Genomic DNA, 18710 nt, shown 5'->3' on the forward strand with positions numbered 1-18710 from the left:
CACCCCTTATTAAGGAGTCTCACGATCCGGCGACAATGCCCTCTTTGCTGCTGGCGATGTACGCGTAGGCGCTGTGATTGTGAATGGATTCAAAATTCTCGGCGCTCAGCTGGAACCAGGTGATGTTGTCGTCCCGGTTCAGGGCCGTGGCGATATCCCTTACGATATCTTCAACAAACTTCGGGTTGTTGTAGGCCTGCTCCGTCACGAACTTCTCATCCACGCGCTTGAGCACCGAATAGATCTCGCACGACGCCGCCTGCTCCACCAGCTCGATCATGTCCTCGATCCAGTTAAACTTACGGAATCGCGTGGCCAGTCTCACCTCTCCGCGCTGGTTGTGGGCGCCATGGGTGCTGATCTCCTTGGAACAGGGGCACAGGGAAGTGATGGGGACCACCACCTCGGAGATCAGGTCGATCTCGTCGTGCTCATTGCTCGTCCCGAGAAACCGGCACGAATAGTCCACCAGCCCGGGGGAACCGCTTTCCGGCGCTTTTTTCTCAATAAAATAGGGAAACGTAATATCCACATGGGAGGATTTCGCGCCCAGGATTTTTTTCATTTCGTCTAGTATATGAGAAAGGGTTGTCAGCGAAAGTTCCAGGTCGTTTCGAAAGGAGTGCAGCAGCTCGACGAAACGACTCATATGGGTGCCCTTGGAGTGATGGGGCAGGTCCACATACATATTGATGGAGGCCACCGTATGCTGGGTTCCGTTGGACCTGTCGAGGACACGCACCGGGTATTTTAAATTTTTAATGCCGACCTGATCGATGGGAATATTCCGATAATCAGGCTGTTTCTGCATATCAATCATGTTGTCTGTTCCGTCCCCTGTCAAAGTGAGTTGTAGAACAACAAAAGCAAAGAAACGACGCTATGTCAACAAGTAGTCCAAACGGACCTGGCTCAGGGATCGGAAGAGGTTCCCTTTGACGTGGGGGTTCGCCTTGGAAAGAGACTCCAAAAGATCTTTGATTTCGCGACGTTTCGACACCGCCGCCGAAGGGCACGGATTGGAATAAACGGGAAGCCCCTGCTCCGATGCAAACCGAACAATATCGGATTCCTCTGCAAGGTAAAGAGGCCGGATTACCGTTACTTCACCGCCGAACATCGATTGATTCGGCATCATCGTGCTGATCTGTCCCGAGTAAAACATGTTGATGAGCAGGGTTTCAATGACATCATCCTTGTTATGACCCAGGGCCAGGGTGCGACACCCCAGCTCGGAGGTCAACTCAAACAACCGTTTTCGCCGCAACCGCGAACAGATAAAACAGGGGTTCGCGGACTGCGTATCCTTGTGGGCTTCCGGCCCGTGATTCGTGTGCTCACAGGTCAGGGTCAATCCCAGGTCCCGGCAGTGGGCGGCCAGCTCATCGGCAAAGCCACCGTCAAAACCGGGATCGATGTACACCGGGTGAATGGAGTAGGTCACCGGAACCCTGCGGAGCCGTTCCACAAGAAAGGTCAAAAGGGTCAGGCTGTCCTTCCCGCCCGAAAGCCCCAGAGCAATCCGGTCGCCGTCTTCAATCATGTCGTATTGGTGGATGGCTTTACCCATGGCACGATTGATGCGCTGGTATATTCGCGTTTCTCGTATCACACTGTTCCTGGAAATCTATGGAATGGTTGGGTGGGACCCTGCAGAAGCGAAGGGGGAGAGGATCATCCAGGACGACAGCCACCCCTTCAGGCCGCACCGAATGCGGCCCGAAGTTGAAGGTGGCCTGTCACAGGCTGACCTGATCGAAAGCGGGGCTACTTCTCGTCTTCCGGTTTCAGGAAGACCTTGCCTGAGGCAATCTCTCTAAGGGCGGTGACAACATCTTCGTTGTTGGCGGACTGAACGACAAATTCAGCTCCGTCACGAATCTGGCGGACGCGCTTGGAAGCCATATGCACAAGCATAAAGCGATTGGGTACCTTTTCAAGGCAATCTTCAACGGTTACTCTGGCCAAGGTCGTTCTCCTTGTATTCGAAAAATAACGTGATTTTTATACCGGTATCGAACGCGGGGTCCCGCGCCCGTACAGGGGGTCGACGTGTAAAACCAGGGACAGCGAGCCACATCACCGATGAAGCCCGGCCCCATGCCGATTAATTACTATATACGAGCCGAAGGGAGATTACAAGATCTCAACGAGTTCGTAAAGGCGCTGACCGCCCGGAGCCTGAACGGTCACCTCGTTTCCGGGAGCCTTGCCGAGGATGGCCTGCCCCAGGGGAGAGGAAACAGACACCCTGCCCTCGGAGATGTCGGACTCTTCCTGACCCACCAGCTGATAGGTCACTTCCTCTCCGGTGTCAACATTTTCAAGGACAAATCGACTGGCGAAGACCACCTTGTCCGAGGGAAGGGTGGAGGGATCGATCACATCGGCATTGGCCACCTTGTACTCCAGGTCCATGATGCGCCCTTCGATAAAGGACTGACGGTCCTTGGCCGCATCATATTCGGCATTCTCCGACAGGTCGCCATGGCTTCGAGCGACCTCGATGGCCTCAATGGTCTTGGGCCGGTCCACCGTTTTCAACTGGTGGAGTTCCTCTTTTAACTTCTCGTAGCCTTCCTTTGTAATGGGAATGGTCTTCAAAATATAGCTCCTGGTGTTTCTGTGGGGTTACAGGCAGTGACCCGAACCCGTTTCAGTGTCCTTTAAAAACAAAAACCTCTTTCGGATTCGGGCATCCAGCGTCTGAATACCCTGCAGCGAAAGGGGCTTTGTCTGTTTATCTTTTGATGAAGGCTCAATCATACATGAAGGAGCCTTGTTCTTACACAAAAAAAACGATGATTACGATTTAAGCGCACTCTCCGCGTGCTTTGCCCGCCGTGCAAGTACAATGGTAAGGATGGGGCCGGAGACCACGTAGCAGAGCGAAATGGCAAAAAGCGCCAGGTGCGGTTTCTGTGCAATGAAGATAAAAACAAGAATGGCCGAGACCAGCATGTTGAACTTCATTTTCTTGAAAAGCTCAGCCTTTTTGAAGCTCTCGTACTTCACAGAGCTGACCATCAGAAAGGAAAGGGCATACATGCCGAGCAGAAAAACCAGGGGAAATTCCGAGGCCGGCACATCAAATTTCGTGCAGAACATCACCGCCGTGGCGTTCATGCCCGCGGCAGCCGGAATGGGCAGACCCAGAAAATGGTTGCTGGGCGTCGCCTCGGCCATGGTGTTGAACCGGGCAAGCCGCAGGGCCCCGCATATGGTAAAGAGAAAAGCCGCCAGCCAGCCGATGCGACCCATGGGCTTCAGAATCCAGAGATACATCAGCAGCGAGGGCGCCAGGCCGAAGGAGACGAGGTCCGCCAGGGAATCGAACTCAATGCCGAATTGGCTGGTGGTGTTGGTGGCGCGGGCGATCTTGCCGTCCAGGGAGTCGAAAACCACAGCAATAAGAATCGCAATGGCCGCGAACTCGAAGCGTCCCTCCAGGGCGGAGACAATGCAGAGGAACCCGAAAAACAGGTTCATGGATGTAAAGGCGTTGGGCAGCAGGTAAATGCCTTTTTTCAGTCGTTCTTTCCGTGCATCTTTCATGAGAGTACCCCCATAACCGTTGTGCCGGCCTGAACTTTATCGCCGATGGCTACACGGCAGGCAAAGTCGGTGGGCAAATAAAGATCAAGGCGTGAGCCGAAGCAGATCATGCCGTAGCGTCGACCTCGCGTCACGCGGTCCCCTTCGCTTACGCCGCACACAATACGACGTGCCACGAGCCCTGCAATCTGGACCGTGGCAAAGGTTACCCCTTGCTCTGTTTCAATGACCATGGCATTGCGCTCGTTGTGCTCGGAGGCCTTGTCAAGGCTGGCATTGAAAAATTTCCCGGGATGGTAATGAATGGCCTTGATGGTGCCGTCAAAGGGAACCCTGTTGACATGCACGTTGAACACATTCATGAAGATGCTGATCTTGAAGCATTTCCCTTCAACGTAAGGATTCTCATCCACCACCTCGGCAAAAATAACCTTGCCGTCCGCAGGGGACGAGAGAAACCCCTCACCCACTTCCACGGCCCGGTCCGGATCCCTGAAAAAGTAGCAGACGAACAGGGTGATGAAAAAAGAGATCAGGGCGAGTGTGTGGAAATGAATCCCTGCAAGAAAAAGGGTGGATACACAGGCCACCACTATAAAGGGTATGCCGGGTTTTGCTACTTGAAATGCTTTCAGACTCGGTGTCTCAGGCCAGGTAAAACGATTCATTCGCGGTTCCAGTATCAATATGGTTGAAACGTCTCCATCGACCGCCGCATCAGGGTGCCGACGTGCATCCAACGGAGGTCGACGCAAGACAGGATGTCATCTTTAATACACGCATTGGTTGGCGTGATCATCCTGATGAGATCGGTGATCTGCCAAAGGCAGGCGGCAAAGGCTTACAGCGGCCACCCGTTCCATGGTAACGAATGGAAATGAAAGGCTGTTTTTCCACGCCCAATGTGCAGCTTGCCGACGTTTCCGAACTCCTCAATCTATACTGAGGAGTATCAGATCACCCATGGCTTGTCAAACGAAAGCCCCTAACCGTGCCCCTTTGAAGCATTTCGAAGCTCCAGGGCGATCTCGGCATCCGACTTTCTCAGGTAAAGGGGCTTCAAGGCTCCGGCGTCCATGCCCTCGCCCCGGCCAAAGGCTTCCTGCGCAAGGGCCGCCACCACAAAGGGGCGTATAGTATCATACTCCTCAGCAAAAAAAACCTTTTCTTTCAAAGCGTTCTGGAAAAACTCCCGATAGGTCACCGCACCGGTGCCGATACAGAGGACCTCTCCGGTAAGTCGCCCCGGAAGGTCCTCCGGCCTGACGGCTTCGGGGGGCGACACCTCCACCACCCCGCCTTTCCCGTCCGGCTTGTAGAGGGCGGCGTACACCTCCCCCTTGCGGGCATCGATCATGGACACAATGGTTTTTCCGGTCAACGCCGCCCCCCGGGCCAGGGCCTCAAGGGTGGAGATGCCAACAACGGGCTTGCCAGCCACCTCGGCAAGGCCCTTGACCACACTCATGCCGATGCGCAGCCCGGTAAAACTCCCGGGCCCGACGGTGACGGAAAAGCCCTCCAGGTCCCCCAGGGAGAGCCCGGAACGGGACAGGGTCTCTTCCACCATGCCAAGGAGATGGCGGGAGTGGGTTTGCCGGCTGGTAAAAAGGCTCTCCGACATGAGGCCCTCACCATCGGTGACGGCCACACCACACGACAGGGTGGAGGTATCCACGGCAAGGAGTCGCATTATGCTGTCTCCTTCTTGCGCTTTCCCTTGCCCTTGGCAGAGGACGCAGCCTCCGCTTTTTTGAGGCGGGCGACCTCCTCATCCAGGGTGTCGAAGCCCTCGATGGCAACCTTGAGGACATCATCCAGGTGCCTTACCGGCACAAAGGAGATCCGCTTCTTCACGCTGGCGGGAATCTCCGAGAGATCCTTGGCGTTTTTCTCTGGAAAAAGAACCGTCTTTATCCCGCCGCGCAAGGCCCCCAGGGCCTTCTCTTTCAGCCCTCCGATGGGGAGCACCCGCCCCCTCAGGGAGATCTCGCCGGTCATGGCCACATCGCTGCTCACAGGCCGGTCAACCACCGCAGAGAAAAGGGAGGTGGCAATGGCGATGCCCGCAGACGGGCCGTCTTTGGGTGTGGCCCCGTCCGGGACATGGATATGGATATCCAGGTCATCGAAACTGTCTTTGAATCCCAGCCCGGCAAGGGCATGGCGCGTGTAGCTCATGGCAGCCTTGACGGACTCCTGCATCACCTCGCCCAGCTGGCCGGTGACAATCAATTCCCCTTTGCCGGGGATGATGGAGGTCTCCACATAGAGCACCTCGCCGCCCACCTGGGTCCAGGCAAGGCCCGTGGAGAGTCCCACCTGGCTCTCTTCCTTGTCCAGCTCGGAGAGATACTTTGGGGGCCCCAGGTATTTTTCAAGGTTTGCGCGGCTGACCCGCTGTCCCCCTTTGGATCCCTCGGCGACCTTGCGGGCGATCTTTCGGCAGACCGAGCCCAGCTCGCGTTCCAGGTTTCGCACCCCGGCCTCCAGGGTAAAGTGCTGAATGATGTCGTCCAGGGCACCGGCGCTCAGCTGAATGTGCCGTTTCTTCAGGCCGTTCTCCTTGACCTGCCGGGGCAACAGGTAATTTTCCGCGATGACGCGTTTCTCTTCGTGGCTGTAACCGGACAGGTAGATCACCTCCATGCGGTCCAGAAGGGCCGAAGGAATCGTATCCAGCTGGTTGGCCGTCAGGATGAACATCACCTTGGACAGATCGAAGGCGATGTTAAGATAATGATCGCTGAACTCGTTGTTCTGTTCGGGATCCAGGGCCTCCAGAAGGGCCGATGAGGGGTCGCCCTTGTAATCGGAGCCCAGCTTGTCCACCTCGTCCATCATAAAAACCGGGTTGTTGGAGCCGCACTGTTTCAGCCCCTGGATGATCCGGCCGGGGAGTGCCCCGATGTAGGTTCGCCTGTGCCCGCGGATCTCCGCTTCGTCCCGGATCCCCCCCAGGGAGATGCGAACGAATTCCCGTTTCATGGCCGCGGCAATGGCTTTACCCAGGGAGGTCTTGCCCACCCCGGGAGGCCCCACAAAGCAGAGGATGGAGCCCTTGACATTGGGGTTGAGCTTTCGAACGCTGAGAAACTCAAGGATGCGCTCCTTGACCTTCTCCAGCCCGTAGTGCTCTTCGTCCAGAACCTTGGCCGCCCGCTTGATGTTGAGATGGTCTTTGGTGCCGGCGCTCCACGGAAGCTCGACCATCCAGTCGAGATAGGTCCGGATCACGGAGGCTTCCGACGAATCGGAGTGCATCTGTTCCAGGCGCTTGAGCTGCTTGAGGGCCTCTTTTTCAGCCGGGGCGGACATCTTGGCCTTGGCGATATTGTCCTTGTACTCGGTGAGCTCGGCAATCCTGTCGTCCTGCTCGCCCAGCTCGCGGTTGATGGCCCTCACCTGCTCTCGCAGGTAAAAATCACGCTGGGTCTTGGAGATCTCATCCCGCACATCGGTCTGGATCTTGACCTGCACCGCCGAGAGCTCAACCTCACGACTGAGAAAACCGTACACTTTTCTCAGGCGATCCATGGGATCATGGCATTCAAGGACCTGCTGGGCCTCTTCCACCCGGAGCCGCAGGTTGGAAGCCACAAGGTCGGCCAGCTTGCCCGGGGCTTCAATGCCCTCAAGGACAGCCGACACCTCCGTGCTGAACTCGCCCTTGAGCGTGAGGATCTTTTCGCTCTGCTCGCGGACATTTCGCATGAGGGCCTCGGCGGTGAGATCCATCTCCGGAGACTCGGCCTCCTCGATCTGCTCAAAACGCACCTTGAAAAACGAGGAGTCATCCACGTATTCAACGACACGCCCCTTGGCCATGCCCTGGACCAGGGCCTTGATCTTGCCGTCCGGCAACTTCACCATCCGCAGCACCTTGCCCACGGTGCCCACGGTGAAAATCTCTTCGGTCTTCGGCTCCTCGTCTGCCGGGTCCTTCTGGGCCGCAAGAAAAATAAAGCGATCCCCTTCCAGGGCATGCTCCACGGCACGCACCGACCGGTCCCTGCCGATAAAAAGGGGCAGGAGCATGTCATTGAAGATCACCACATCCCGAACGGGCATCAGGGGAAGGATTTCAGGGATTTCATTATCGGGAACCTCCTCTTCGATGAGGTTGATCAGATCGTCTTTGTCGGTAACAGCCATTCCAACTCCTGCATATGATGTGATGGCCCCGCAGCCCGGAAAGGAGTTTCCGGCCCCCCGGCGGTAAAAAAGTACCCGGGGCGACTTAAAAAGCGCAGGCGAGATGTCGAAAATCTGACGATTTTTTGACGCCATCATGATTTTTTGAACGCAAACATCGTCCCCCGGGCAGCGCGCCGTGTTGCCACAACGCCCGAAACGGCCTCCATACAAGGTTTTTCCGGGGATTATTGAGAGCTACGGAGTAATTATAAGACACATTTCCCCATTTACAATATCATTCTTGATTTTTTTGGCCGCGGCTTCTATTTTACCGGGGTGCAAGGCCGATTTTCCCGGCGGCCCTCCGGACCCGCCACCCACGACATCCACCCGATGAAGCAGGAAAAAACCATGATCCCCTTATCCGTTACCCTGGCCGTCCTCTTTTACGGCCTCTGCGTGGGCAGCTTTCTCAATGTCTGCATCTACCGAGTGCCCCTCTCCCGCTCCATTGTGCGCCCTGGCTCTGCCTGCCCCTCCTGCGGGACCGCCATCCGCTGGTACGACAACATCCCCGTGGTGAGCTACCTTATATTATTGGGGCGCTGCCGCGCCTGCAAAGCCCGTGTCTCCATCCGATACCCGGCCATCGAGGCGCTGACGGGGGGTGCCGCCCTTGTCTCCCTGTACGCTTTCGGCCCCAGCGCCAGTGCCCTGGTGCACTTTCTGTTCTACAGCGTCCTCATTACCCTGACTTTCATCGACATCGACCACCGCATCATCCCGGATGTGATCTCCCTGCCGGGCATCCCCCTGTTCTTTCTCCTCTCCCTTGCCGTCCCCACCCTCTCCTGGCAGGACGCGGCCCTGGGCATCCTCATCGGGGGCGGCAGCCTGTGGCTCATCGCCTGGCTGTACGAGCGGGCCACCGGCAAGGCGGGCATGGGGGGAGGCGACGTCAAGCTCCTGGGCATGATGGGGGCCTTTATCGGCTGGGAAGGCGTTCTGTTCACCGTGTTTTTTTCGTCCCTCACCGGCAGCGTCATCGGACTCTCCATCATGCTGGCCCAGCGGGGCACCATGAAAATGGCCATCCCCTACGGGCCCTTCCTGGCTGCCGGCGGCGTGGTCTACACCCTCTTCGGCGCCCGCCTCATCGGCTGGTACTTTGGCCTCCTGGGATAGAAGACCATTTAAAAGCGATGCCTCCGGCGGCGAGGTGTGCCACCTCGAAAGCTGGTTGCGAATGCGCTTTCCCCTTCGTCCCTCAGGGAAAATCACATTCGCCTTTGGTTTTGGTTGGCCTGAATCTGTTTTTTAAAGCCTGTTTATTAAACCCGTCGTTTTAAGATCAGGCAAAAGTTTAGCCACCGGCAAGGCCGCGGCGGCAAGGTGTACCACCTTGAAAACGGGTTGCCGCAGCGCTTTGACCCTCGTGCCTCGGGTCAAAGCGCTGCGGCATTTTAAATGGGATTCGTCTGTTTCTTTCAGGCAACCCCTCACCGGTCCCCATCGATTTATTGCCATCCCCTGGCCAGACGCAGCTGGTACCCTCCTCCCCTTCTCTGCTAAACTGCCATATACACACCGTATGTTTCCACCATTACCCCCAAGTGGAGGATGCCATGCCCCCCACCAAAAAAACACAGGGATCGTCCCACCCCATCCTTTCAAGCCTCTCCCCCCTGGTCTCTCCCAAGGGAAAGGTCGTGAACGCCCGCGAGGCCGCCGAGATAATCCAGAGCGGTGACACCATCGGCTTCGGCGGGTTTGTGGGCATCGGCTTCCCCGAAGAGTTTGCCGTCACCCTGGAAGAGCGCTTCTTACGCACCGGCTCCCCGTCGGGACTGACCCTCGTCTACGCCGCGGGCATGGGCGACGGCAAATCCAAGGGACTCAACCACCTCGGCCGCAAAGGAATGCTGAAACGGGTCATCGGAGGGCACTGGGGACTGGTCCCCGCCCTTCAGGAGCTGGCCGTGGCCAATGAAATCGAGGCCTACAACCTTCCCCAGGGCGTGCTCTGCCACCTGTATCGGGACATCGCGGCCGGCCGTCCCGTCACCTTAAGCCGGGTGGGGCTCAACACCTTTGTGGACCCCTGCATCGACGGAGGGAAAATCAACAGCTGCACCCGGGAAGACCTGGTCACCGCCATGACCATTGAAGGACAGCGTTACCTCGCCTACAAAACCTTTCCCATCGACGTGGCGGTCATCCGGGGGACCACGGCGGACACCCTGGGAAACATCACCATGGAAAAGGAGGCCCTGGTTCTGGAGAGCCTGGCCCTGGCCATGGCCGCCAAGAACTCCGGCGGGGTGGTCATCGCCCAGGTCGAGCGCATCGCCGAAAAGAGAACCCTTCCCCCAAAGGCCGTAAAAGTCCCCGGCATCATGGTGGACAGCGTCTTTGTCTCCAAACCGGAATACCACCACCAGACCTTTGCCGAGGCCTATAACCCCGCCTACAGCGGTGAGGTGCGCATCCCCCTGCAACACATGCCGCCCATGGCCCTGACCCCGCGGAAAGTCATCGCGCGCCGCGCCGCCATGGAACTTCGGGTCAACTGTGTCACCAATCTGGGCATCGGCATGCCCGAGGGGATCGCCTCGGTGGCCCACGAGGAGGGCATCCTCGATTACATCACCCTCACCGCGGAGCCGGGCCTCATCGGCGGGGTCCCCGCCGGGGGCCTGAGCTTTGGAGCCGGGACCAACCCCGACGCTGTCATCGACCAGCCGGCCCAGTTCGATTTCTACGACGGGGGCGGCCTGGACATCGCCTTCCTCGGCCTGGCCCAGGCCGATCGCCACGGCAACCTCAACGTGAGCCGATTCGGTCCCCGCATCGCAGGGGCCGGAGGGTTCATCAACATCAGTCAGAACGCGCGCCGCGTGGTTTTCACCGGCACCTTCACGGCCAAGGGCCTGGCCGTGGAAATCGCAGAGGGCACCTTGACGATCCGCAACGAAGGAGCCGTTCAAAAATTCCTGGCCGATGTGGAGCAGGTGACCTTCAGCGGTGACTATGCGCGGGAACGCAACCAGCCGGTTCTCTTTGTCACGGAGCGCTGCGTCTTCTCCCTCACCGATCACGGGCTGACCCTGACAGAGGTGGCCCCGGGCATCGACCTTGAACGGGACATCCTCTCCCACATGGCCTTTCGCCCCGCCATGCCCGCCCCGCCCGCCAGGATGGACAGCCGGATTTTTCACCCGGAGCCCATGGGGCTCAAAGAGGACCTCCTCACCGTAAAGCTCAGCGACCGCCTCACCTACCACGAAGAGTCCAACCTCTTTTTCGTCAATTTTGAGGGCCTGGTGGTGGACTCACGGGACATGATCGACGATATTCGGGACGCGGTGGAAACCAGACTCAAAGAGATCAACAAACCGGTCTTTGCCGTGGTCAACTACGACCATTTCCAGATCCACCCCGAGCTCCTGGAGCCCTATACCGCCGTGGTCAAACACATTGTCGCCACCTATTACTCAGGGGTCACGCGATACACAACCAGCACCTTCCTGAAAATGAAGCTCAAAGACGCCCTGTCCAAGCGCGGCGTGGCCCCCCATATCTATGAAACAGGGGAGGAAGCCGTAAACGTTCTGTTGAAATAAACCGGCCCCAAAAAAAACCGAGGGTAACCAAACCGCGCCCAAGGCCTGAAAAGCCTTTCAAAGCGGCGTTTCTTCGCGTATTATCCCGACAAATTGTGGGGTACTCAACGGCTACGCAGCAGCACGTTCCTCCGGAGAACCGGATGAACCGACGGTTTCCAGGGCCTACCCTGTCGCGGGCGAAAGAGCCAAAAAGGCGCAAAGGCAACACACTGAATTAATTTGATTTAAGCACGAAAACGCGATCAGAATTCCATACCGGATATACTGTTTACTCATCCATCCACAGTGTGCCCCTGTGACGGGTTATTCATCATTGTCAAACCTTAAAGAGCCCATATATCAAGTCTTTTGGGCTTTTTTTTTGACATCCAACTCAATTATTGCTTGACACTTAGAAACCAAATAAGTACGTTGATCTTCAAAAAAGGCCGTCAATATTGGACTTCGCCTTTCCAGATAGGATACTCACTGCTTGTCGTATCCTGATTTTCCCGATATACACTGCGTATTTAAAAGCACCGTAAGCAAGCCGTTGTTTAAAACCCACTTACAAAAAGGAGATTCAAGGATGAACAAAGGTGATCTCGTCAACGAAGTTGCAAAAGTTGTCAGCTCCAAGAAAGAAGCTCAGGCAGCCGTAGATTGTGTCCTTTCCACCATCACCGATGCCCTCACCGGTAACGATGCCGTAACCCTCGTGGGCTTCGGCACCTTCAAGGCCGTTGAGCGTAAAGCCCGCAAAGGCCGAAACCCCCAGACCGGTCAGGAAATCAGCATTGACGCACGCAAGGTTCCCAAGTTTGTACCTGGCAAGGCTCTGAAAGACGCTTTGAAGTAGGCGGACGACTGTTTTTCCGTGTCCGTCTGTCTACACTACCAGGCGGACACACTTTTCGCCGTTACCCCTTTTCCTTTTCGCCGATTCGCATACCCCGTAGCAATTCCCCGCAAAACACATTCCAACCCGTCGTTTTTCCCGGCTATCGTCTCATCACAACCTGATTCGCGTCATCCCTGCCCTTAAAGTCATTGCTGTCCGCCCGTCTATGGCTTTGATTTTTACCCGGCCATGTGGTAGATGAATCCCATGTCCCTGCGGCCGCTGCCGCACCCGAAAGAAACTGGTTAACAGAAGGAATTTCCCGTTGGTCACACCACCCGTTGACGACTCCGTGCTCAAGCCAGGAACAGGCATTGACCTTGTCATAAACCTGAACAGCCTGCACCCTGTTTCCTACGCCTCTGTCATTTTTGAGGCGGACCCGGACACCAGGCACCTGGTTGTGGCGGCCACAGGGGGAACCTGCAACCCCGATGAAACGGGCACGCATCAGTTCCACGTAAGCACCATGGTCCGCATGGGATCCGGTGAAAAAAAACGGGTCGGGTTCCCCTGCCAGGTCATCAAGACACTGCCCGGTTACCGCCTGGCCAACGGCAACACCACCCTGGCCCTCTCCCTGAGCTACGCCCCCACCCCGGAAGATGTCAACGTGCGGTCCGCCTTTCGCTACATCCCCACGGCCACCCACGAAGTCCTTGGGAAACTCGTCATCGGCGGCCATGATTTTTTCTCTGGCAAGCAGTTCCGCGTCTGCAACATCTCCACCACCGGGGTCGGCCTTGTCATCCCCCGCCTCCTCGGCAAGGGGAAAAACCCCTTGGCCGCGCTGGAATCAGGGCACATTGCCCGGCTGGGCATTGTCCTCCGGGACCACTCCCAAAAAAAAGAGCAGCTCCATACCATGGACACTGCCCTTTCGGTGGTTCGCGTGAACCGCCGATTCAATGAACTCTCCCTGTTTGCAGGGTGCCGCTTCACCCGCCTGAAAAGCGCGGATGAAGAGGTGCTTAGCCACTTCATCCACAACGCCCAGCTCCACGAGATCCGCAGCCTTACCCACACCTGAGCCAGCCGTCACTCAAGGGCGCGCCCAATGGCCTCGGCGATCTCCGGCGTGATGCCGGGCAAGTTAGCCAGCTCCTCTGCGGAAGCAGCCTTCATGGCCGTGATCCCTCCGAAATGCTTGAGAAGCATGGTCTTCCTCTTCTTCCCCACCCCAGGCACATCATCCAGTTTCGATGACACCGATCGCTTCCCGCGCACACGGCGCTGAAAGGTGATGGCAAACCGGTGCACCTCGTCCCGCATCCGCTGTAGAAAAAGGAGCAGATCGGGTTGAAGGCCCATGTTCACAGGGTTGGATCGGCCGGGAAGGTAGATTTTATCCTGGGTCTCTCCGGCCTCTTCGCGCATCTTGGCGATGCCGATCACCGTAAAGGCCCCGAGAAGCCCCAGCTCCTCCAGGACCCGGGTCGCCACGTTGAGCTGGCCCTTGCCCCCGTCCACCATGAGAAGGTCGGGAAGGGGGTCGCGCTTGGCCGGGTCCCCGAACCGCCGGGTGAGCACCTCGGCCATGGAGGCGTAATCGTCGTAGCGGGTGTCGGCCTTGATGCGAAAGGTGCGGTAGTCGCTTTTTTTCGGGCGCCCGTTTTCAAACACCACCATGCCCGAGACAGGATCGTTGCCGGCCGTGTTGGAGTTGTCGTAGGACTCGATGCGCTCGGGAAGCCGATCCATGCCGAGGCGCTTCATGAGGTTTTCCAGCACCTGGCGATCGGCGTCCGCCCCCGAGATGATCTCTGCAAGCCGCTTTTCGCCGTTTTTACGCGCCATGGACATGAGCTTGGCCTTCTCCCCCCGGGAAGGAAAAAGAAGCCGCACACGGCGCCCGGCTGTCTCCCTAAGATGATCGGACACCGTCTCGGCCCCGTCAAAACGATGGGAGACCAGGACCTCGGCAGGGGCCGCATGCTTTTCGTAGTACTGGCAGATGAAATTCTCCGCCACCTCCTCGGGCCCGGCCATGGTCTCCAGAAGGTGAACACTCCGGCTCCCCAGAAGGACCCCGCCCCGGACCTGCATCAGGGTGATGCACACCGCCGGTCCCTGCATGCAGATGTCCACCACATCCCGATCGGCCATGTCCGTTGCAACCACCACCTGCTTTTCAAGGGTCTTCTCCACGGCAAAGAGGCGATCCCTCAGCTCGGCCGCTTCCTCGAAACGCTCCTCAGATGCGCAGCGCACCATCTCCGAACGCAGGCTCTCCACCAGCTCCGGGGTGCGTCCTTTTAGAAACAGAATCACCTGGGAGACCATCTCCATGTATGCCTCTCGGGAGACCTCCAGGCAGCACGGGGCCAGGCAAAGGCCCATCTGGTGGTTGAGACAGGGCCGGGTCCTGCTCTTGAGGGTGCTGCAGGTGCATTTCCTCAGCTTGAAATGGCGATTGATGAACTTGACGGTGGCGTGGACGGCCGACGACGAGGTGTAGGGCCCGAAGTAGAAGGCCCCGTCTTTTTCAATGCGGCGCACGACGGTAAGTCCCGGCCACTCGTCGTTTAAGTCGATGCGCAGGGAGGGGTAGCGCTTGTCGTCTTTCAAGATGACGTTGTACCGGGGCTTGTGGCGGGTGATGAGGATGCTTTCGAGGATCAGCGCCTCTTTTTCCGTGGCCGTAACCACCGTATCCAGGGCCACCACTTTCCGCACCAGGGCCGCGGTCTTGGGATCGGTGTGGCTGCGGTTGAAGTAGCTGGAGACCCTCTTTTTGAGGTTCTTGGCCTTGCCCACATAGATAACAACGCCCTTTTCGTCTTTGAACCGATAGACCCCCGGGTCCGTCACAAGACAGTGGAGCTGCTCGGCCAGGGCCTCCGGTACCATGATCCCCTGGTTCACGACGCCTCCCCCATGCGCTTTCGGATTTCCTGGATCTGATCCCGCAGCCGGGCAGCTTTTTCAAACTCCAGGTTGCGGGCCGCCTCCTGCATGGAAGCCTCCAGGGTGCTGAGAAGGGCCCCGTCGTCCATGCCCTCCCCGCCATACTCGCTCATCTCCTCCATGACGTTGTCATCGGCGGTTTCGTCATCAAACTGATAGAGGTCCCCGAAGCTGTTCTGGATCTCCCGCGTAATGGTTGCCGGAACAATGCCGTGCTTTTCGTTGTGAGCCATCTGAATGGCCCGGCGGCGTTTGGTCTCGTCCATGGCGTACTGCATGGATCCCGTGACTTTGTCTCCGTAGAGGATCACCTTCCCGTTGGCGTTTCGTGCCGCCCTGCCGCAGGTCTGGACCAGGGATCGCTCCGACCGGAGAAAGCCTTCCTTATCGGCGTCCAGCACCGCCACCAGGGAGACCTCCGGGATATCCAGCCCCTCCCGCAGGAGGTTGATGCCCACCAGCACGTCAAACTTGCCCAGGCGAAGGTCCCGGACGATCTCGATACGCTCCATGGTCTTGACGTCCGAATGCATGTACCGCACCCGCACCCCGAGGTCGGTGAGGTAATCGGTGAGGTCCTCGGCCATGCGCTTGGTCAGGGTGGTGACCAGCACCCGCTCCCGGGCCGCCAGGCGCTTGCGGATCTCTTCATAGAGGTCGTCCACCTGGTTCTCGGCAGGCTTCACCTGGATTTCAGGATCCACAAGCCCCGTGGGACGGACGATCTGCTCCACCACCACCCCGTCGGCAACCTCCATCTCATAGTCCGCCGGGGTGGCGGAAACAAAAATGGCCTGGCCGCGTTTTTTCTCAAACTCCTCAAACTGCAGGGGACGGTTGTCAAGGGCCGAAGGCAGGCGAAAGCCGAAGCCCACCAGGGTCTCCTTGCGGGACCGGTCCCCCTTGTACATGGCACGGACCTGCGGAAGGGCGATGTGGCTCTCATCCACCATCAAAATGAAATCATCCGGAAAGTAGTCCAGGAGGGTGGGAGGCGCCTCACCGGCCTTGCGCCCTGAGAGGTACCTGGAGTAGTTCTCGATGCCGTTGCAGTAGCCTATCTCCCGGAGCATCTCCAGGTCCAGATGGGTCCGCTCGTCGATGCGCTGGGCCTCGATAAGCTTGTTGAGGCGGTGGAAGTGGTCCACACGGTCCTTGAGTTCCCCTTCCACCTCGGTGACCATCTGCTTGAGGGTACTCTTCCGGGTCACGTAATGGCTGGCCGGATAGATGACGGTGCGCTTGAGTTTACGCAGGGTCTTGCCGGTGAGGGGGTCAAACTCGGCCAGGGTATCGATCTCGTCTCCGAAAAATTCCACCCGTACGGCCACCTTCTCCTCGTAGGCGGGAAAAATTTCCACGCGGTCCCCCCGGACACGGAAGGATCCACGGTGAAAATCGATGTCGCTGCGCTCGTACTGGATGGAGACAAGGTCCGTGAGCAGGGACTCCCGGCTCCGCTCATCCCCTGTAGTAAGCTCCACCCTCAGGGCCAGGTAATCCTCCGGTGCCCCGAGGCCGTAAATACACGAGACGCTGGCCACCACGATGACATCCCGCCGGGACAACACGTTGCGGGTGGCCGAATGGCGCATCTTGTCGATGAGCTCATTGATGGCCGAATCTTTCTGGATGTAGGTGTCGCTGCTCGGGATATACGCTTCCGGCTGGTAGTAGTCGTAATAACTGACAAAATACTCCACGGCATTGTCCGGAAACAGCTCCCGGAACTCGCTGTAGAGCTGAGCCGCAAGGATCTTGTTGGGGGCCAGCACCAGGGTCGGACGCTGCATCTGCTCCACCACATGGGCCATGGTAAAGGTCTTGCCCGACCCCGTCACCCCCAGCAGCACCTGGTTGGCGGTTCCCTTTTTCAGCTCCTTCACCAGGCGACGGATCGCCTTGGGCTGGTCGCCCTGGGGGGTGAATGAGGATACAATCTTGAATGTTTCCATGACGAAATAACCTGCCTGTCCATGGGGCACCCGGAGGGGATGCCATAAAAAAAAGCGGGCCGATGACCGGACCGCTTTTTTTTGATTGATGGTCCCGGAGGGATGAAAGGCGCCTTGCCTAGTCCATCACCTTCCAGGTGGTACCGCCGGCGCCGTCTTCGATGGCGACCCCCATGGCGGTGAGTTCTTCGCGGATCTCATCGGCCCGCTGAAAGTTCTTTGCCTTGCGGACCTCTGCCCGCTCCTGGATCAGGGCCTCCACGCGGGTGGCGTCCACCCCGGCCTTGTCCTTCTTGGCGTCGAAGTACTCATAGGGGTTTTCATTGAGCACCCCGAGGATATTGGCCATCTTAAAGAGGTCCACCATGAGCCCGTCGATTTCGATCTTGGACTCAAAGGCGTTCTCGTCGGTCATCTCGTCGATGGCGCGGTTGGTGGCCCGAAGGGCTTCAAAAAGAGCCGCCGTGCCCCGGGCCGAGTTGAAGTCGTCTTCCATGCCCTCGCAGAACTCCCGGAAGAGGTCCCCGAACTTGTTGTTGAACGACTGAAGACGCAGGATGCTCAGGTTACCGAACTCATCGGACACGCGCCGCAACAGGGCGTAGAGCTTGTCGAGGTTGCCGGCCGCCTCTTTCATGGCCTGCTCGTTGTAATCGATGGGGCTGCGGTAATGATTGGACAGCAGGAAGAGACGCACCGCCTCGGGATGATAGGCCTTGAGGACATCCTTGATCATGGTGGTGTTGCCCAGGGACTTGGACATCTTTTCGGCGTTGATGTTCACAAAGCCGTTGTGCATCCAGTACTTGACAAAGGGGGCGTCAAAGGCTGCCTCGGACTGGGCGATCTCGTTCTCATGGTGGGGAAAGATCAGGTCCTTGCCGCCGCCGTGGATGTCGATGGTCTCCCCCAGGAGCCGGGAGCTCATGGCCGAGCACTCAATGTGCCATCCGGGGCGTCCCATGCCCCAGGGGCTTTCCCAGGCGGGTTCACCCGGTTTCTGGGCTTTCCAGAGTGCAAAATCAAAGGGATTTTCCTTGCGGTCGTCCACCTCGATGCGGGCCCCGGCCTCCATGTCTTCCAGCTTCCGGCCGGAGAGCTTTCCGTACCCGTCAAAGGAGGTGACGCGGAAATAGACGTCCCCGTCCACGGGGTAGGCCTTGCCCTTGTCGATGAGACGCGAAATAAGGGCAATGATGTCGTCGATGTGTTCCGTGGCCAGGGGGGCCAGATCCGGACGTTTCACATGCAGGGCATCCATGTCCCGATGGAACTCGTCCATGTATTTTTCCGCCACGGCCTTGGCCGTCACCCCGAGCTGCTCGGCACGGTTGATGATCTTGTCGTCGATGTCGGTGAAGTTCCGAGCGTAGGTCACATCCAGGCCCAGGCCTTTGAGGTAGCGGTACACCACGTCGAAGAAGATGACGGATCGGGCATGACCGATGTGGCTGGAGTCGTAGACCGTAGGCCCACAGACGTACATCTTGACCTCGCCCTCTTCGATGGGTTGAAACTCTTCTTTCTGTCCGGACAATGTGTTGTAAATGCGAAGCGCCATGCTCAGTTCACCGTCTCTTCTCTGTCGTTATCATTCGGGCACGCTGTGTGCCGCCTTATCTGTAAACGAAGGCGCCGTTTTTCCGGCGC

General features: G+C 58.0%; 15 protein-coding genes. 4 read left to right on the plus strand and 11 right to left on the minus strand.

Going from position 1 to position 18710, the window contains the following annotated elements; genetic code table 11:
* Window positions 1–19 precede the first annotated feature (19 nt).
* The 8 genes from folE2 to lon all read right to left on the minus strand — a co-directional run bounded on the left by folE2 (window position 20) and on the right by lon (window position 7710).
* On the minus strand, window positions 20–820 hold the full coding sequence (gene folE2, locus BLQ12_RS12800; protein ID WP_092211046.1) for a GTP cyclohydrolase FolE2: 801 nt from the start codon (window positions 818–820) through the stop codon (window positions 20–22).
* A gap of 60 nt (window positions 821–880) precedes the next feature.
* Entirely contained in the window at window positions 881–1612 is a 732-nt protein-coding gene (locus BLQ12_RS12805) for a PP-loop family protein (RefSeq protein ID WP_302846782.1), read from the minus strand.
* 155 nt (window positions 1613–1767) lie between these two features.
* Complete coding sequence (gene rpoZ, locus BLQ12_RS12810) at window positions 1768–1968, minus strand: DNA-directed RNA polymerase subunit omega (protein ID WP_092211048.1); 201 nt, start codon at window positions 1966–1968, stop codon at window positions 1768–1770.
* Between the two features lie 168 nt (window positions 1969–2136).
* The gene (greA, locus tag BLQ12_RS12815; protein ID WP_092211049.1) at window positions 2137–2604 is read right to left on the minus strand and encodes a transcription elongation factor GreA; all 468 of its coding nucleotides are present in this window, start codon (window positions 2602–2604) and stop codon (window positions 2137–2139) included.
* Between the two features lie 201 nt (window positions 2605–2805).
* A complete protein-coding gene (gene pssA / locus BLQ12_RS12820; protein WP_092211050.1) occupies window positions 2806–3555 on the minus strand; it encodes a CDP-diacylglycerol--serine O-phosphatidyltransferase in 750 nt (249 codons plus the stop codon).
* Window positions 3552–4223 carry a phosphatidylserine decarboxylase family protein gene (locus tag BLQ12_RS12825; RefSeq protein WP_092211051.1) on the minus strand — a complete coding sequence of 224 codons (672 nt, stop codon included), beginning with the start codon at window positions 4221–4223 and terminating at the stop codon, window positions 3552–3554. The genes pssA and BLQ12_RS12825 overlap by 4 nt, the downstream gene beginning before the upstream one ends.
* Before the next feature lie 317 nt (window positions 4224–4540).
* Window positions 4541–5248 carry a tRNA (adenosine(37)-N6)-threonylcarbamoyltransferase complex dimerization subunit type 1 TsaB gene (gene tsaB, locus BLQ12_RS12830; protein WP_092211052.1) on the minus strand — a complete coding sequence of 236 codons (708 nt, stop codon included), beginning with the start codon at window positions 5246–5248 and terminating at the stop codon, window positions 4541–4543.
* Window positions 5248–7710, minus strand: a complete 2463-nt coding sequence (gene lon, locus BLQ12_RS12835; protein WP_092211053.1) for an endopeptidase La — start codon at window positions 7708–7710, stop codon at window positions 5248–5250. The genes tsaB and lon overlap by 1 nt, the downstream gene beginning before the upstream one ends.
* A 393-nt stretch (window positions 7711–8103) precedes the next feature.
* On the opposite strand from lon, the gene BLQ12_RS12840 reads away from it, so the two are divergent.
* From BLQ12_RS12840 to BLQ12_RS12855, 4 genes are all read left to right on the plus strand, one after another.
* Window positions 8104–8877 carry a prepilin peptidase gene (locus BLQ12_RS12840; protein ID WP_092211054.1) on the plus strand — a complete coding sequence of 258 codons (774 nt, stop codon included), beginning with the start codon at window positions 8104–8106 and terminating at the stop codon, window positions 8875–8877.
* A gap of 440 nt (window positions 8878–9317) precedes the next feature.
* A complete protein-coding gene (locus BLQ12_RS12845; RefSeq protein WP_092211055.1) occupies window positions 9318–11315 on the plus strand; it encodes an acyl CoA:acetate/3-ketoacid CoA transferase in 1998 nt (665 codons plus the stop codon).
* Window positions 11316–11886: 571 nt separating this feature from the next.
* Window positions 11887–12156, plus strand: a complete 270-nt coding sequence (locus tag BLQ12_RS12850) for an HU family DNA-binding protein (protein ID WP_092211056.1) — start codon at window positions 11887–11889, stop codon at window positions 12154–12156.
* A 307-nt stretch (window positions 12157–12463) separates the two neighbouring features.
* On the plus strand, window positions 12464–13228 hold the full coding sequence (locus BLQ12_RS12855; protein ID WP_092211057.1) for a PilZ domain-containing protein: 765 nt from the start codon (window positions 12464–12466) through the stop codon (window positions 13226–13228).
* Between the two features lie 8 nt (window positions 13229–13236).
* Here BLQ12_RS12855 and uvrC read toward each other — a convergent pair whose 3' ends face one another.
* The 3 genes from uvrC to cysS all read right to left on the minus strand — a co-directional run bounded on the left by uvrC (window position 13237) and on the right by cysS (window position 18621).
* Window positions 13237–15063 (minus strand): excinuclease ABC subunit UvrC, encoded by a 1827-nt coding sequence (gene uvrC / locus BLQ12_RS12860; RefSeq protein WP_254782051.1) that lies wholly within the window; start codon window positions 15061–15063, stop codon window positions 13237–13239.
* Entirely contained in the window at window positions 15060–17060 is a 2001-nt protein-coding gene (gene uvrB / locus BLQ12_RS12865) for an excinuclease ABC subunit UvrB (RefSeq protein ID WP_092211058.1), read from the minus strand. The genes uvrC and uvrB overlap by 4 nt, the downstream gene beginning before the upstream one ends.
* 118 nt (window positions 17061–17178) lie before the next feature.
* On the minus strand, window positions 17179–18621 hold the full coding sequence (cysS, locus tag BLQ12_RS12870) for a cysteine--tRNA ligase (RefSeq protein ID WP_092211059.1): 1443 nt from the start codon (window positions 18619–18621) through the stop codon (window positions 17179–17181).
* Window positions 18622–18710 lie beyond the last annotated feature (89 nt).

Origin of the sequence: Desulfoluna spongiiphila, from assembly GCF_900101345.1 — a bacterium.
GTDB classification, from domain to species: domain Bacteria; phylum Desulfobacterota; class Desulfobacteria; order Desulfobacterales; family Desulfolunaceae; genus Desulfoluna; species Desulfoluna spongiiphila.